This is a genomic window from Myxococcales bacterium, assembly GCA_023898405.1.
Classification (GTDB): domain Bacteria; phylum Myxococcota; class UBA727; order UBA727; family JABDBI01.
Window position 1 is genome coordinate 414,306 of sequence record CP060221.1, and the last position, 14,488, is coordinate 428,793.

At 37.6% G+C, this 14,488-nt stretch carries 17 protein-coding genes; 7 read left to right on the forward strand and 10 right to left on the reverse strand.

The genetic code is table 11. The features are described 5' to 3' along the window. Position 1: 1 nt before the first annotated feature. Positions 2 to 328: a ribosome assembly RNA-binding protein YhbY gene (gene yhbY / locus H6731_01995; protein ID USN51204.1), complete on the reverse strand. Its 327-nt coding sequence runs from the start codon at positions 326 to 328 to the stop codon at positions 2 to 4. A gap of 117 nt (positions 329 to 445) precedes the next feature. Here yhbY and H6731_02000 point away from each other — a divergent pair, with 117 nt between their 5' ends. Next, on the forward strand, positions 446 to 751 hold the full coding sequence (locus H6731_02000) for a 4Fe-4S binding protein (GenBank protein ID USN51205.1): 306 nt from the start codon (positions 446 to 448) through the stop codon (positions 749 to 751). A 93-nt stretch (positions 752 to 844) separates the two neighbouring features. On the opposite strand, the gene H6731_02005 is transcribed toward H6731_02000, so the two are convergent. Continuing rightward, positions 845 to 1,129 (reverse strand): TIGR04563 family protein, encoded by a 285-nt coding sequence (locus H6731_02005; protein USN51206.1) that lies wholly within the window; start codon positions 1,127 to 1,129, stop codon positions 845 to 847. A gap of 170 nt (positions 1,130 to 1,299) precedes the next feature. Here H6731_02005 and H6731_02010 point away from each other — a divergent pair, with 170 nt between their 5' ends. Then, positions 1,300 to 2,259, forward strand: coding sequence for a glutaredoxin family protein (locus tag H6731_02010; protein USN51207.1), 960 nt, complete (start codon positions 1,300 to 1,302; stop codon positions 2,257 to 2,259). A 165-nt stretch (positions 2,260 to 2,424) separates the two neighbouring features. Next, positions 2,425 to 3,078, forward strand: coding sequence for an IS1595 family transposase (locus H6731_02015; protein ID USN51208.1), 654 nt, complete (start codon positions 2,425 to 2,427; stop codon positions 3,076 to 3,078). A 35-nt stretch (positions 3,079 to 3,113) separates the two neighbouring features. Here H6731_02015 and H6731_02020 read toward each other — a convergent pair whose 3' ends face one another. From H6731_02020 to H6731_02030, 3 genes are all read right to left on the reverse strand, one after another. Further along, positions 3,114 to 3,431 carry a YkgJ family cysteine cluster protein gene (locus H6731_02020; GenBank protein ID USN51209.1) on the reverse strand — a complete coding sequence of 106 codons (318 nt, stop codon included), beginning with the start codon at positions 3,429 to 3,431 and terminating at the stop codon, positions 3,114 to 3,116. A gap of 617 nt (positions 3,432 to 4,048) precedes the next feature. Continuing rightward, on the reverse strand, positions 4,049 to 4,270 hold the full coding sequence (locus tag H6731_02025; protein ID USN51210.1) for a transposase: 222 nt from the start codon (positions 4,268 to 4,270) through the stop codon (positions 4,049 to 4,051). Between the two features lie 11 nt (positions 4,271 to 4,281). Next, the gene (locus H6731_02030; protein USN51211.1) at positions 4,282 to 4,551 is read right to left on the reverse strand and encodes a transposase; all 270 of its coding nucleotides are present in this window, start codon (positions 4,549 to 4,551) and stop codon (positions 4,282 to 4,284) included. Positions 4,552 to 4,778: 227 nt separating this feature from the next. Here H6731_02030 and H6731_02035 point away from each other — a divergent pair, with 227 nt between their 5' ends. Continuing rightward, positions 4,779 to 5,753, forward strand: coding sequence for a hypothetical protein (locus H6731_02035; GenBank protein ID USN51212.1), 975 nt, complete (start codon positions 4,779 to 4,781; stop codon positions 5,751 to 5,753). 275 nt (positions 5,754 to 6,028) lie between these two features. Here the strand turns inward: H6731_02035 and H6731_02040 are convergent, their stop codons facing one another. Beyond that, positions 6,029 to 6,682 carry an IS1595 family transposase gene (locus H6731_02040; protein ID USN51213.1) on the reverse strand — a complete coding sequence of 218 codons (654 nt, stop codon included), beginning with the start codon at positions 6,680 to 6,682 and terminating at the stop codon, positions 6,029 to 6,031. A gap of 174 nt (positions 6,683 to 6,856) precedes the next feature. Here H6731_02040 and H6731_02045 point away from each other — a divergent pair, with 174 nt between their 5' ends. Then, a complete protein-coding gene (locus H6731_02045) occupies positions 6,857 to 7,126 on the forward strand; it encodes a hypothetical protein (GenBank protein USN51214.1) in 270 nt (89 codons plus the stop codon). 742 nt (positions 7,127 to 7,868) lie between these two features. Here the strand turns inward: H6731_02045 and H6731_02050 are convergent. Continuing rightward, positions 7,869 to 8,177, reverse strand: a complete 309-nt coding sequence (locus H6731_02050; GenBank protein USN51215.1) for a hypothetical protein — start codon at positions 8,175 to 8,177, stop codon at positions 7,869 to 7,871. Between the two features lie 312 nt (positions 8,178 to 8,489). Between H6731_02050 and H6731_02055 the strand changes: the two genes are divergently transcribed. Beyond that, positions 8,490 to 10,457: an ankyrin repeat domain-containing protein gene (locus tag H6731_02055; protein ID USN51216.1), complete on the forward strand. Its 1,968-nt coding sequence runs from the start codon at positions 8,490 to 8,492 to the stop codon at positions 10,455 to 10,457. 613 nt (positions 10,458 to 11,070) lie between these two features. Beyond that, entirely contained in the window at positions 11,071 to 11,490 is a 420-nt protein-coding gene (locus tag H6731_02060; GenBank protein USN51217.1) for an acyl-CoA thioesterase, read from the forward strand. Here H6731_02060 and H6731_02065 read toward each other — a convergent pair. From H6731_02065 to H6731_02075, 3 genes are all read right to left on the reverse strand, one after another. Then, entirely contained in the window at positions 11,476 to 11,823 is a 348-nt protein-coding gene (locus H6731_02065; GenBank protein USN51218.1) for a hypothetical protein, read from the reverse strand. The two genes, H6731_02060 and H6731_02065, sit on opposite strands and share 15 nt — an antisense overlap. A 90-nt stretch (positions 11,824 to 11,913) precedes the next feature. Further along, positions 11,914 to 12,966: a PA0069 family radical SAM protein gene (locus H6731_02070; GenBank protein USN51219.1), complete on the reverse strand. Its 1,053-nt coding sequence runs from the start codon at positions 12,964 to 12,966 to the stop codon at positions 11,914 to 11,916. 145 nt (positions 12,967 to 13,111) lie between these two features. Beyond that, a complete protein-coding gene (locus H6731_02075) occupies positions 13,112 to 14,428 on the reverse strand; it encodes a serpin family protein (GenBank protein ID USN51220.1) in 1,317 nt (438 codons plus the stop codon). Positions 14,429 to 14,488 lie beyond the last annotated feature (60 nt).

A 14,488-nucleotide genomic window follows, 5' to 3' on the forward strand; every position in this document is an offset into this window, starting at 1 on the left:
GCTATCCTTTTCTTTCTTCGGTAAAGAACGACGAATTTTCTTCGCGAGCTTTGAACAAAACAATCACATTTCCAATAGTAGCAATATGATGTGCGTTGGTTTCCTTAATTATTTCTCGTATGTTTTCTTCAATTTCATTTTTTTGTATCGGCAAAATTTGTATTTTTATTAATTCATGATCAAATAATGCCTGATTTATTTCTTTAATTAAAGTTAAAGAGACCCCTTTTTTTCCGATCTGGACTACTGGTTTTAAATGATGTGCAAATTTTTTTAATAACCGCTTTTGCTCTTCCAAAAGCACTGTCTTTTCTTGTTTATTATTCATGATAGGCATAGCCTAAGAAGCCTAATCACAGGTGTCAATATTGCGGTTCGGGCTTTATGCGTTATAAGCCGTAGAGACTAATCAATAACTAAGATTTTTAAACCAATGGGGCCACTTATGACCTTTGTAGTTACCGAAAACTGTCAACGATGCCGTTTTACTGACTGCGTTTCTGTTTGTCCGGTAGATTGTTTTTATGCTGATGATGAGCAACTCTATATTAACCCTGATGAGTGTATCGATTGCGGTGCTTGTGAACCCGAATGTCCAGTAGAAGCTATATACGATGAAGCGAATATTCCTAGTGATCAGGAAAAGTGGATAAAAATTAATGCAGAAAAAGCTTCAAATTTACCTAACATTACCCAAAAACAGGATCCTTACCCCGGAGCGGAAGAGCGAAAAACTAAACTTGGTTTTTAAAGAGCACATCCAATCGAAAAGCTGTAAAATGTTTTCTCACACAAAAAAAGGCTGGATTACTAACCCAACCTTTTTGGCAGAAAAAGAAAATTATCAACCACCATGTTGAGAAAAGTGGCTTGGGTCTTCGAAACTTTCAGGACCCGAGTGTGAAGCATGGGTAGGACTCAAACTTTGCGGTTCATCATCTTGGCTTTCATTTTGATAACCTGATTCACCAACTGATGGCAGCCTCATAAGTTCAGCTCTAGCAATACGCCAAGCGTACTGAACAATCCATGACAAGCTACGCTCCTGCCTTTTTGCTTCGCTTTGCATTTCCCGCAAAATAGTATCAGGAAAATACAAAGATCGCTTACGTTTATCTGTTGTTGTCATTAAATTATTTCTCCATCATCATTTCATTTAGCAAGATTTAGGCCCACATGCCCCATAAAAAACAATACAATATATTACATCGATATGTCAAAGTTTAAACAGTTAATTATTACACATTACTCCAGCAACCCGATTACAATAACTAACAGATTCAAACCAAAGGTTGCATTATGAAATTATATTTGGCACTACTGGTAGGATGCGCAATTACAACAAGCGCTTGTCGAAATGATGTGACATCTCAGCAGTCACCAGATTCGGACAGTTCGACCAAAAAATCTTCAAAAGACGATGCTCTTCCCCAAACCACTAAGCATGTTCAAAACTTCCCAAACAAGACTGCACACCCAGATGATAATATGAACCATCCACAGTCACTAGATTTGGACAGTTCGACCAAAAAATCTTCAAAAGACGATGCTCTTCCCCAAACCACTAAGCATGTTCAAAACTTCCCAAACAAGACTGCACACCCAGATGATAATATGAACCATCCACAGCTTCCTACACCTCATCCACCCTTGGTAACTCAACCAACTTCACCATCGCCATTCAACCCAACAAGCTCAATTAAACTCTACGGTAATCCAGTGGGATGTGGGCTTTGCACCGCATCTGAAAAACTCCTACAAGAAAAAGGAATCAAATACGAATCTATCAATATTCACGGCAACCATCAGCTGACCCAAGAAGTCAAACAAAAATTCCAAGTGCCCGATAATGTTCGCTATCCCTATGTCATTATCGATGGAAAATATATTGGCGGGTACAACGAGCTGAGCGGATTATTAAATACGACTACTCAGCCCACGCCTGCCGTGCCTCACCCACCCTTGGTAACTCAACCAACTTCACCATCGCCATTCAACCCAACAAGCTCAATTAAACTCTACGGTAATCCAGTGGGATGTGGGCTTTGCACCGCATCTGAAAAACTCCTACAAGAAAAAGGAATCAAATACGAATCTATCAATATTCACGGCAACCATCAGCTGACCCAAGAAGTCAAACAAAAATTCCAAGTGCCAGATAATGTTCGCTATCCCTATGTCATTATCGATGGAAAATATATTGGCGGGTACAACGAGCTGAGCAAGCTCTTAGCTTCCCCACTTTCAGCAAAAATCTAATAACTTGTTTCCAAATAAGTTTCTGGCTTTAAAATAAATCCCCAATTTTAAAGCCACTGCTACAATATGAGGATTTTGCTAGCTTGATCTGCTGCCGAAAATAATATTTTCAAAATATATTTTGGGGCTGTAGTAGCTAAGCCCAATTAAGGGTAAGCTACTTCAATGTATAAGAGACGCAGCCGTTTAACAGTGCGCCAGCAGAGCGAACTGATAAAATTATTTGTTGCTGGTGTAACCGCCAGAGCAGCATCAGAACTGGTTATTATTCAATCTAATACAGCCAGTAATTTCTTCTTAAGGTTAAGAAAATTAATAGCCAGCAAACTTCCAAGCTATGACTTAAGCGGAGAAATTGAAGTAGATGAAAGTTATTTTGGCGGAGTTCGAAAAGGCAAGAGAGGACGTGGAGCTGGAGGTAAAGTAGCTGTTTTTGGCCTTCTTAAGCGAGGTGGCAAGGTTTACACAGCCATCATTCCTAATGCAAAAACAGAAACTCTTCTGCCTATTGTAGAAGAGAAAGTTCTTCCGGACAGCATAGTTTATACAGATACCTTTAAATCATATAATGCCTTAGATGTATCTGCATTTCACCATATGCGCATTAATCATTCCAAGCTGTTTGCTGATAAGCAAAACCATATCAATGGGATTGAGAACTTCTGGAACCAAGCCAAACGCAATCTGCGTAAGTTTAATGGGATAAAACAGGATAATTTTTATTGGTTTCTTAAGGAATGTGAATGGCGCTTCAACGGAGGCAATCACCAACAGCTTCTAAAACAGCTAAAATACTGGTATAAACACACTAAACATTAACGCTTAGCTACTACAGCCCCTATATTTTTATCGTTTCAAATAATAATTTTTATTCCTCTCACTCCCAAAACACCTATTTTTGATGGTTTGTCTTTATCGGCAAAACCTTTTCTGTACTCCAACCAATCACACTTAAATCGTCGACACACCAGAGGCCTGACTTCATAGATGCTACATCCATTTTTATGGAGAAAAACACAAACTTCACCCGCTTTTTTGGCAATATCTTCGCCTGTATCGAGTCTCGTGGAAAAGCCAGGTATTGAATCAATTCTCAGGGCCTTACAACAAGCAGTACAGTCATTACATGAACGGGGCATTTTTTTACTTGATACACTATTTTTATCACTCATGAGCAAGTCACAATAAACTTAAGCTCTTTAATATTATTAAAATAAACACATTTTAAATCAACAAAATACAATTTTTAATAAAAAACAAAATTTTTCAAAATCTTGATACAGCCCAAATAATATCTTGGCTCATATAGCAATCATGAGACTTTGAAATTTAAGGAGTAAAAAATAAAAAAATTCCTGATAACTCTTACATTTTCTCTTCTGTTTCAGACGCTCCATACGATTGCACCTCGCAAGATAATGGACACATCACCTTTCACCATCAAAACCCACATCTAAGAGGCTGTAAAAAAATCAAGGCTCAGGCGATGAGCCATTTTTCTAATCATCTGATACATAATCTTGCATTAGCGATGTAGTTCATTGATTCTTGGTGCTTTGTATTCTTCTTATAGTTTCGCACCAGGCGCCTATTTTCTATTCAGCCAAGCAAAGGTTCTCTCAACGGCTCAACGAAATATCTGTGGTACAAACCCCTTTTACCCATTTAAACGTTCCGCAGCTTCGGTGTTTACGCCTACTTCCAAGTCTGATACCAAATTTTAAGCGTTGCCTCAAAGAATATTCGCTAATCTGGGAAAATGTTTACGCCTATTGAGCTCAGTAACCAATTACTCGCCGGCAAGCCTATCAGCTACATTTGCTGTGGTATAAATACATAGCAGCATCAATCCAAGAGTATCAACAATGATGTGGCGTTTCCTTCCGTTAATCTTTTTTCCGCCATCCAAGCCGTGCTCATCTATTCCCGGTTCTGCTGTCTGTGATTGAAAGTCAATCGAAACAAGTGAGGGACTTGCTTCTCTGCCTGCACTGGTCCTGACCATTGCCACAAGAATGGCATTTAAGTCCTCCCACAACAGAAACAGACCGGGTGAGAAAATAGTAATAAATGATGCCTCGAGGAGGAAAATCGTTGGGTAAACAACGCCATACGCAAGCGTTTTTTAAAAACGTAGAATATGCCATTAACTATGCTCCGAAAGCTATAGACACGAGGTCTGCCTCGTTTGGCGTTAGCAGGAAAAAGTGACTCAATCACTTCCCAGGCAAAATCTGACAAACAGGTTTCATACAAGCACGACATGATATTTCCTTTCAAAAAGGTTTTCACGTCATACTTTTAAGTCACAGTCATATTTGGTGAACTAGAATTGCCTAATTGATTTTTTTACAGTTTCTAATGTTTTACAATCTCATTAACATATCTTTAATGCCTGAAAATGATCGATTTGCTAAGTAATACTTATGAGTCTACAGCATATAAATTAATGGAAAAATCATATGTGCAACTACGTATTATTATTTGTTTTATTCGCGACAAATATCTTCTGTGATAACGTGTTGTTATATGATTTCCCATTTGCTCAAAAAGGCATCGGAGATGCAAATTCAATAAAAATTATTTTAAGAGCCAATCAAAAATTTCTTCCCATGACTGATTCTGATCTTGAAATGCTCCAAGAAATTAAGGGAGGAGCTGAGAATTTAGGAATTTGGGCCACACCTACGCTGATATTCAAGTTACTTGGCATAAATACTGGATGGATAAAGGAAAATTTGGAAATGGGGAGAACGAGAGAGGACCTCATAGCAGAAGAAGAGTTTTCGAGTAACCATGCTAATTCTGAATTACAGGGGAGTATTGCTGCATTCCGCAAATTACAGCAGATAAGCATTTCTAGGTCTGTGAAATTATTGATACCATTTAAACATTTAGCCGTTACCTATAAGCATCCAATACTAAATAAAAAACTGGTTCAACTTATTTCAGTTTCAGAACGCGCCAAAGGAGCCCCTCTTGCTAAGATTCTTGAAGGTGAGAATTTGCCAAATTTCATTAGCCTATTAGGCAAAAGAATCGCAGAATTTCATCTGGCTACTATCAAGTATGATGATAGCTCTGATTCCGCAGAGGAAAGATTATCTGATCTTCCAAGTTATGTAAGGAAATTGAAGGCTCAGCTTCACGGCGATTTGCAGCCGAATAATATATTTTTAAACGGCGAAACAGTGGAACTTATTGATTGCGAAGCATTTGGCAGATTAAGGAAATTGCCTGTGGTTTTAGAAATCGTTTATTTTCTTGTTGCCCTAGAGAGAATATTGCTCGCCAATGGCAAAAATCCTCACATGGAATACTTTTTTGAATTCTTAAAAGTTAACTTTATAACAAGTTATTTCAACCAATTGAGCGAATCAAAAAAATGGGGTGAAATACAATTACAAAAACTTGAATCTATAAAGCATTTCGTTTTCGATGCTTACAATAATTTGAAAAATAAAGCAGAAATTTTACGGAACCCCGTTGATTAGGCTAGTGTCGAATTTATAAAAATTGCATACAATCAACCATATTGGGCGCATGTTTCTTCTCCCGCCACAAGTTTGACAATAAAAGTTTTTTCTCCGCTTTGGAAATGGCACCACGCCGCAAAGCCTTGCTATTTGTTTTCGATTAAGTTAACCAAGCTCAAGCAAAAGCCCTAAAAGCAAACTGAGGAGCCTTCTAAGAATATAATTTCATTATTTTCAACATTCAGTTCTGCATTATAGTTTATTTTTCTTTTAGGGGCTGTAGTAGCTAAGCGTTAATGTTTAGTGTGTTTATACCAGTATTTTAGCTGTTTTAGAAGCTGTTGGTGATTGCCTCCGTTGAAGCGCCATTCACATTCCTTAAGAAACCAATAAAAATTATCCTGTTTTATCCCATTAAACTTACGCAGATTGCGTTTGGCTTGGTTCCAGAAGTTCTCAATCCCATTGATATGGTTTTGCTTATCAGCAAACAGCTTGGAATGATTAATGCGCATATGGTGAAATGCAGATACATCTAAGGCATTATATGATTTAAAGGTATCTGTATAAACTATGCTGTCCGGAAGAACTTTCTCTTCTACAATAGGCAGAAGAGTTTCTGTTTTTGCATTAGGAATGATGGCTGTGTAAACCTTGCCACCTCGCTTAAGAAGGCCAAAAACAGCTACTTTACCTCCAGCTCCACGTCCTCTCTTGCCTTTTCGAACTCCGCCAAAATAACTTTCATCTACTTCAATTTCTCCGCTTAAGTCATAGCTTGGAAGTTTGCTGGCTATTAATTTTCTTAACCTTAAGAAGAAATTACTGGCTGTATTAGATTGAATAATAACCAGTTCTGATGCTGCTCTGGCGGTTACACCAGCAACAAATAATTTTATCAGTTCGCTCTGCTGGCGCACTGTTAAACGGCTGCGTCTCTTATACATTGAAGTAGCTTACCCTTAATTGGGCTTAGCTACTACAGCCCCTTCTTTTATTACTAACTTTGGATAAAATTGATTTTCTATCTTTTACCAAGCGATTTGAATGCAATTCTGAATTTATCGATCAAGAATCAGTTTATGTCGACACGGATTATATGGAAAACTATGAACTAGGCGATGAAAAGATGTTTGCCCTGCTGGCGGCACAATCTGGTGTTAATATACCCACAGCAACAGCAAGCTATAATTCCATTTTCAGGCACACCTGATGTGATAAATATCAGGCAGGGCACAGAAAATATAAACGGGAAGTCTACCCCTATATTTCAATATGGGCCCTGGTCAAAAAAACTGTCGCTCGCTGGGATTCCATCCATTGGAACACGACCATTAATAATTGATACTATTGCTCTTCATATCAGTCCTCGAGCATTAATAATAAAATAGCAAAATATTTCACATCGCCATCTGGACCTTTTCCAGCGTATAATTGGAGCATTGAATATATTGCTAATAATTTACAATGTCATGAAAAAAGCATTTAAAAATCGTTCTAAATTCATTAAAATACTATAAATGAATTTTATCAATACTATTTTCGACAAGGCTATCTACCTTGAATGTTAACTATGCGCCTTATCAGGCGCACGTTTCAATAAAAAAATCCTATAAATTATTTACGAAGCTGATTAGTTACGTCGTTTATTGCTTGTCTATGTGAAGGCATTATGTCTTGAGTTTCATTTGTGAAACAGCATTTTAATTACGTAAAAACATAAAAACTTAAGCAGTCAACAAATACCACTATTCGCCCACATTTCTGGCAACAATAATCTAAAACTTCTACCAACAAAACCGCTATTATTTTAACGATTTCCTTATCTTTCTTTTTATCGTTAAAATTATCATTCATTTTAATAACACGAGTAAGGATTTTTTTACTACCATTGCGCATCAGGTAAAGCTACCGCTTAACAAGCTGTAATTACTGCACTGGCTAACTTTGCTCATCATAGCAACGAAGTTATTCTCCGTTTGCTTGGACGAGCAAACAATACTTATATATACTTCTATTTTTTAAGTATTCTCCTTGCCTATTGATTGCTTTTTTCGCCCAGGTAAGCAGCTATTTCTTTTCGGCCAAAAAATGAGGCAAGTTGAACAGAAGCGAGTCTCGGATTTCCTCCAACTACATCAAGTTTAGCTCCATATTTAAGAATAAGGTCAATCTGCTCAATAGAGCCACAGCGAGCTGCAAAATGAAGAATTTGTTTTTTTTATCACTATTGAGTTTATTATTTTCTAAAATTAAGTGAAGCGGTGCTTTATCCCCATAGTCGGTAAGGCATACATCCGCGCCCTTTGCTATCATTTCCCTAACAACGCTCGCCTTTGTAAATTCCTTCAAATACAAATCAAAGAAGGTTTCAACTATTTGATTTGCAGCTTCATAATACAGGTTAAAATCTGAGTTATTTATTTCTGCACCCTTATCCATGAGTTCTTGCTACAAATCTAAGCAGTTAAATTTCAGAGCGATGAGCGCAGGTTTTTCACAGTCAATATTAATTGAGTTTAAAAAGTTTAGTCACAGCACTTAACTAAAAAGCCCAAACCAAAGCTCAAAATATCCCGATAAATTTTTACAACAAAGAGTCCTTGAAAAATAAAGCGAATTTTTACTCATTAAAACGGCTTAATTATGCTCAATAATTTCATTATTATTTTTGGCCGACACAGTGTTGACGACCACAGTTCATTTACGTAAAGCACTGCGCAGTGACAAAATAAATAATGGATTAACGTAAAAATGTATATTAAATTAATCACGTCAGTTTTCTTTTTTCTTTCACCTTTTATAGCTTATACGCAGCATGCAAATGAACAGCTAGAAAATGCTAAAAAAAAGTGGAAGGACTCATTTGCAAAATCTTTGGTTCCTAAAGATGTCAGCGGGAGCGATTGTTTCGGGAACACACCTCTTCATAATGCTGTGAAAAATCAAGACCAGGATCAGGTGCTGCATTTATTAGGGCATGGCGCAGATATTAATACCCAAAATAGAAAAGGTTTAAGTCCGCTAAAATTGGCTATAAAGCATCGTATTGGTGATCGAGTAATCATCAAATATTTACTTAGTTATTGTGAATCGGTAGATGCACCATGTGGCTCATCGGAAAATTGTGATTGTGAATCCATACTTCATCCAGTAATTAAAAATAATCGGTTAGATATACTTGAACTGCTGCTGAAAAAAGGGGCTAAAGTGGATGGCCCTTGCTATAGGGTGGATAAAGCAGCTCGAGCGCCATTACTATTCGCAGTTAAGAAAGGTCGACTAGAAATGGTAAAGCTCCTACTTAAATATGGAGCAACGACGAGGGCTTGGGATTACATACCTGACGAATATGAGGAAGTTTACGATGGAATTTATGGGTGGTTTGCTCCACTTCACATCGCAGCCATGGAAGGCAATGTTGAAATTTTGAATTATTTGCTCGAATCCAGCGCAAATTTAATGTTAAGTGATGACTTTGATGATAATAGTAGATGCACGACTGCCTTGCATGTTGCGGTTATGGCAGGGCGCTTAAAAATGGTGGAACACTTATTAGTGGCCATTAAAGCCCTAGGCAAAGAAGTAAAGGAAATAATTGAAACAGGGATCGATGAAGCCACAGAAATGCCATCAGAGGCCATTAGCTCAGGGGTTATCGCCACTTTTAGATATTTATTGAAAGAGCGCTTAATAGATGAAAATCAGGTTAAAGAAGCCGCAATTGAAGCAATGGAGCGTTTTTACAAAGAAAATAGTTTTGTAGATATTTTAGAAATAAGCAAAGACGAAGGACTAGATGCTTTAGTGGAGTTGATTAATGCTGCGGTAGAAGTTGCAAATCAACCCCCAAGTATATACTTGAATCCCAATGTGGCCAATAAAATAAGTTCAAAAATAAATACCTCGCTTCGAGATAATCCAACCTTAGGCCGGTTATTAGCTGCCGCTTTAATTAAAGCTTTAAATAGAATTGTTATAGGGGAAAAAATAGACGTAGATTTCCTAAAAGCAGCAATTTCGGCAATGGTGAACGCGCAAGACTACAGAGGAAAAACTCCGCTTAATTATGCTGCTTGGTATAATGGAAAGTACATTTATGATTTTGAGGAAGGTAATCACAATAATCTGGAAGAAGCAGATAATATAGTTCGCTTAAAAATTGCTCAACTGTTACTAAATGCTGATGCTAACCCCAATATCAAAGACAAACAAGGAAAAAGCATCTGGGCTAGCTTGGGGGCAAATCGGAGTAGATCTAAAGATAATAACCCGCTTGATAATGACTTGAGAAAAGCCATTGAATCTCGCATTCCTAAAATTTGTAACATAGAAAATAATAATAATAATATCGGCGGCAACATAGTAATTCCTAAGATTAAAGAAGCAAATAGCAGTAATTTTGTAAAAATAAATGATGACAATATAGCTATATTTACCTTTGAAATAGGTGAAGGAAAAATCGATTTTTGGATAAAAAAAGGCTCTACAATTTATGATAATTTTATGATAATCGCATATGAAGAGCAGCTAAGAGAACTGAATAATGATTCTTCAATGAAAAAAATCATTGATGTACTTGAGAGCGCACAAAAAAACCATGTTAAAAATGTAAAGTTTAATATAGATTTAACTCAAATATTACCTAATCAAAGTGTGCTTGAAATGCTATTGCGAGAACTGACTGATATAGCAAAAATTTGTGAATTCATGAAAATGTAAAGACCTGATTGGCCTGGACAAGCTTAAGACAAGAATATATTTTTGCTTAATCTTTCCAGGAGAAAATAATGGCGAAAGTAATTGCACTTTTTGCGCTAATAAGCGGCTTAACGTCTTTAATGACGGATGCTTTTATTGCTCATGGAGTGCAAAAAATTTTAGGCTTATAAGCAGCTGCTCTGAGCGCTAAAAATAGGTTGACCTTTGGATTTTTGTACCTTAACCAAGAAACATTTTTGGTCAGTTAGATCCTGCGCAGTTTGTGCTAAAGCTTTAAAAATTCATTTCGCTCGGAAGGTATGTGATTCCATGCGCTGTATAGCCAGGAAGTTAGAGTCAGAACTTCTCATTAAAATATGTATGATTCGCCTAATGGTGAAAAGACTGGCAACATTTAAATACTTTTAAAACAGTTTCCTAAGGATTTAGATTTACCAAAAATAAAATTCGCCAAAAGCATTTCTCATCCTCGACACAACAGCCTATGAGCATGCTTCATACTTCATTCGCACTTTGTGATTCAATTTGTGATTATCAGCATCAATTTATTTTATTGACAGACTTCTTTGACAATCTAGCATCTTTAAAAACCTAATTATTGCAAGGAGATACCATGCTTAAAGAATTTTCAGTGGTAATTGAGGATAATCTTCGATGGGGCGACATGGATGCCTTTCAGCACGTCAACAACACGCTCTATTTTCGCTATTTTGAAGAAGCGCGCATCGCCTACTTTCACAAAATCAAAATAATTGAAGAGATGAAACACTCTGGCATAGGTCCAATATTAAAATCTACCTTGTGCACATTCCGTATACCTTTGACTTTTCCCGACACCATATCCATCGGCACCAAAGTAAGCTTGATCGAAAGCGATCGATTTTTGATGAACTACGCTGTCTTTAGTCATCACCACCAAAAAATTGCCGCTGAAGGAGAAGGCATAATCGTATCTTTCGATTATCCTAATGCCAAAAAAGTTCCCCTTCCCGTAAAAGTCGTTGATGCTATTCGCACGCTAGAGAGATTTTGAAATTATTTCTCTAACACGCTCATCGATATCTTTCTGATTGATCCTGTCAATAATTTTACGAGCAATTTGAGCATGAGTATTTTGATCTTCATGCCACAAGATCAAGGCTGCGATGGCCTTTTGCTCATCGGTAGGCAGCATGCTCAAAACCGAAAAAAGAATGTCAGCATCTACAATTTTCAAAAAAAAGTCCTCTGACAAACCGGTCAAGCTCGCCAAAGTCTGAGCAACTTCACCATCTTTAAGAAGATGTTTAGAGCCCAAAGATAATTTTTGGATGAGATCGAGATATGTCTCTATCGGGTCAATAAGATAACTTCTCTTGAGCGCCATTACGTTTTCCTTTTTAGTTCCACAGTAAACTTTTACAGTGCTGCCCATAAGCGGCTATGGGGAAAATAAGTTTCTTATTTAGATTAAAAATTATTCAAATAAAGAGAGCTGCTCTCTACTTTCACGTTTAAAATGTTTGATGCTCAGGATGATTTTTTGATCGAGCTGGTACAATTTTCTATAGCGATTAAACATTTGAGCAATGTGCTCAGCATAAGGTCCAACTCCAATCATTCGATCACCAAAGGTCGATACATTAAGTTGTCCTCCTCTCACCTCTTGAATGCGATGTATCACTTTATCTTTTCGATCGGGAAAATAACGCTCGAGCCATTGGCTAAAAATATCTTTTACGCCGTAAGGCAAACGCACCATCGTATAAAAAGCCTCCTTGGCTCCCGCTTCTTTTGCTCGCTTTAAAATCTGTGGAATTTCATGATCGTTGAGCCCTGGAATTATCGGTGCCACATTGACACAAAGCGGAATGCCAGCCCCACTGAGTTGTTCAATAGCCAAAAGACGGCGTTTGGGTTGTGATGCGCGCGGTTCTAATTGTGTAGCCAATTTTTTATCGAGGCTTGTAATGGAAATACAAACTTTGATTGCCTGATAGCGGTTAAGCTCTTTAAGAATATCTATGTCGCGCGTGACCAAATGATTTTTTGTAATAATTACCACCGGATTTTTATAGCGAGCAGCCACCTCTAAACAAGCTCTGGTGAGCTCTAATTTTTTTTCAATGGGCTGATAGCAATCAGTCACGCCGCTCATAACAATTACTTGAGGCTGCCATTTTTTTTTATCAAACTCCTGTTGTAAAAGTTCAGCAGCATCCATCTTGGCAAAAAGTTTTGTCTCAAAATCAAGCCCCAAAGATAATCCCAAATATTCATGGGTGGGGCGCGCATAACAGTAGAGACAGCCGTGCTCACAGCCACGATAAGGATTGAGCGATGCACTAAATCCAACATCGGGACTATCATTGTAAGAAATAATGGTGCGTGAAGTGTCTTTAAACACCTGAGTTTTTATTTGACGTGCTTCCTCTAAAAGATAGCTCACCTGAATTTTTTCAAAGCGCCCTCGCCTTATGTCACCAGTACCGCGGCCACGAACTTCTCTAAAGCTTTTGTATTCTTCCATTCATTCACCCTTGCTCGCACCAAAAACCATACTTTTGTTTGGTATACCAAATCATCATCGTCAAGCGGTAGAAAACAAGGATAAAAATCTGTGCCATCAAAAAAGCCGCTTTAAAAAGCGGCTCTATCATTAAACACTATGGATATTATTGAGGTCTATCATATTTGCCCATAAAAATTATGGCATTGGTAGCCTTGTGAATCATGTAATACATGAAAGGTCTGGTGGCATAAAATTCAACAGGAGGCTCAACAACATCTGGTCCACCTATAGAAGTTGTTGCTGGCTCCATAATAATGGCTGTTGCAGCTGCGGCAGTGGTTCCCTTTTCTGATACCTCAACCACCGCTTCATGAAAAATTTTACTGATATGAAGTTTTTCTTTTGTTTCTATAGCGCTAAAGTCGGCAAGATCTTCATCAAAAGCCTGCTTCATGCCAATATTTTGCATTATCTGTCCAACTTCTGGCGAAAACCTTTGAGTGAATTTGGGCAGTTTAAAATCTACTTTGGTACTCACAAGGCTGTTCGTCATCTGAGCAAAATCATCATTAGTCATTTTTTTGGCAAAAACATCTTCATGCCCTTGTTTTGGCAAAACAAAGACCATTGAAAATTCTTTTCCTTCGTAGTTTGCTTGAACAACTTGCTTTTCTTCATCTTCAGCATAATCGAAATATGCCACTTGATTCATGTAGTCTGTGCTAATTTCTTCGCTGTTGTGAGCAAAAAATTGGGCATTACTTGTATTGTGCTCTTCGAATTGATTTTCCCATTTACCGGTAAAATAAATGGCATTGGTCAAAACCATTTTGCTTGCGCTATCGAGGGGAGCTTTGAGCAGTTTATCAATCTTGCCATTGGTCTGTTGGGCAATGCTTTTATTGATGATGTCGGTAGAACGCTGAGGCTCATTTTTAAAATCAAGACTGATGGATTTTATGCTAAAGGCTGATTTAAGTTTATTTTGGAAACCTTCAAGCACCTCAAAACCTTGCGCTAACCATGTGGCATTGGCGATAGTGAGTTTTACATTTTCAAAATTTTTATGCGTCAACAATGCGCTAAAATTTCCATATCCACTAAACACCGCTGCATCATCTGCACCATAGCCCAATGTTTCTTGCATTTCTTTTTTGGTTTCACCACCAGCACCGGCATAGGCCATTGCCACAGCCATGGATATACTCATGGGTGAATAGCTTATGTTTTCTTTATCTTTGAGCTGATCGTAGATATTAAATGCTAAAGCATTTATCTGAGCTGTAGGCGCATTTTTTACAATGTCTTTTTCTTGAGTCAAAATAGTGGAATAATCTCTTTCAAGCGTTGGATTGAAAGCCGAAATATCATCCACATTATCTGTTATTCCTTCGTTGAGCTGAAGGCCCTTTTCCATAAAGCCACAACTAAAACTCATGAGCAGTGTGAGGGTTAGGCTACTCCCCATAAAAATCTTCATACGCTTTATCCTTAAAAAGCCTAGAAATTTTATCTAGTTTTAAAAATTTCCAGGCTCATG

Excerpts from the sequence above, each read along its gene's own strand:
- yhbY (USN51204.1), bottom strand. The coding sequence starts at position 328 with ATGAATAATAAACAAGAAAAGACAGTGCTTTTGGAAGAGCAAAAGCGG.
- H6731_02000 (USN51205.1), top strand. The coding sequence starts at position 446 with ATGACCTTTGTAGTTACCGAAAACTGTCAACGATGCCGTTTTACTGAC.
- H6731_02005 (USN51206.1), bottom strand. The coding sequence starts at position 1,129 with ATGACAACAACAGATAAACGTAAGCGATCTTTGTATTTTCCTGATACT.
- H6731_02010 (USN51207.1), top strand. The coding sequence starts at position 1,300 with ATGAAATTATATTTGGCACTACTGGTAGGATGCGCAATTACAACAAGC.
- H6731_02015 (USN51208.1), top strand. The coding sequence starts at position 2,425 with ATGTATAAGAGACGCAGCCGTTTAACAGTGCGCCAGCAGAGCGAACTG.
- H6731_02020 (USN51209.1), bottom strand. The coding sequence starts at position 3,431 with ATGAGTGATAAAAATAGTGTATCAAGTAAAAAAATGCCCCGTTCATGT.
- H6731_02040 (USN51213.1), bottom strand. The coding sequence starts at position 6,682 with ATGTATAAGAGACGCAGCCGTTTAACAGTGCGCCAGCAGAGCGAACTG.
- H6731_02045 (USN51214.1), top strand. The coding sequence starts at position 6,857 with ATGAAAAGATGTTTGCCCTGCTGGCGGCACAATCTGGTGTTAATATAC.
- H6731_02050 (USN51215.1), bottom strand. The coding sequence starts at position 8,177 with ATGGATAAGGGTGCAGAAATAAATAACTCAGATTTTAACCTGTATTAT.
- H6731_02055 (USN51216.1), top strand. The coding sequence starts at position 8,490 with ATGTATATTAAATTAATCACGTCAGTTTTCTTTTTTCTTTCACCTTTT.
- H6731_02060 (USN51217.1), top strand. The coding sequence starts at position 11,071 with ATGCTTAAAGAATTTTCAGTGGTAATTGAGGATAATCTTCGATGGGGC.
- H6731_02065 (USN51218.1), bottom strand. The coding sequence starts at position 11,823 with ATGGCGCTCAAGAGAAGTTATCTTATTGACCCGATAGAGACATATCTC.
- H6731_02070 (USN51219.1), bottom strand. The coding sequence starts at position 12,966 with ATGGAAGAATACAAAAGCTTTAGAGAAGTTCGTGGCCGCGGTACTGGT.
- H6731_02075 (USN51220.1), bottom strand. The coding sequence starts at position 14,428 with ATGAAGATTTTTATGGGGAGTAGCCTAACCCTCACACTGCTCATGAGT.